Raw genomic sequence first — 676 nt, 5'->3', positions numbered from 1 at the left:
GATGGATGTTAATATTCCTATACACTTTTTAACATTTCTCTCAAGATTTAAATGTAGATAACAGGCAGGTACTTCGGTACTTGCCTATTTTTTTATGTTATAGCTAGCCTTCGGGCTAGTTTTTTGTTATGATGTGTTACACATGCATCAACTATTTACATCTATCCTTGTTCACCCAAGCATGTCACTGGATGTTTTTTCTTGCGATAGAGAGCATAGTTTTCATACTACTCCCCGTAGTATATATGACTTTAGCATTCCCGTATAACAGTTTACGGGGTGCTTTTATGTTATAATTGCTTTTATATAGTAGGAGTGAACTATATAGCCGGGCAGAGGCCATGTATCTGACTGTTGGTCCCACAGGAGACATCTTCCTTGTCATCACTCGATACATATATCTTAACAACATAGAAATGTTACATTCGCTATAACCGTATCTTAATCGATACGGTTATATTTATTCCCCTACAACCAACAAAACCACAGATCCTATTAATTTAGGAGTGTGGTTGTTTTAATATGTGAAGCTAAAATAACTACAAATGATACCATTTTTGATACCATTTTGTTGTAAAACAGAAAAAATAAGGAAAATAAAAAAGGCAAAAAACGCATTAAATCAACGTTTATTGTCTCATGAAATTTAAATGTATATAAATTTCACTTCCCATGG

1 protein-coding gene is annotated in these 676 nt (G+C 33.6%); it reads right to left on the bottom strand.

From position 1 onward, the window contains the following. Positions 1-517 precede the first annotated feature (517 nt). Entirely contained in the window at positions 518-598 is an 81-nt protein-coding gene (locus tag KQ486_RS13895) for a hypothetical protein (protein ID WP_100250272.1), read from the bottom strand. Positions 599-676: the final 78 nt, after the last annotated feature.

The organism is Allobacillus halotolerans, assembly GCF_018967645.1.
In the GTDB taxonomy this organism is placed as follows: domain Bacteria; phylum Bacillota; class Bacilli; order Bacillales; family Alkalibacillaceae; genus Allobacillus; species Allobacillus halotolerans.
The sequence above is the reverse complement of the archived record's forward strand: the minus strand, read 5'-3'. Positions and strand labels throughout refer to the sequence as shown.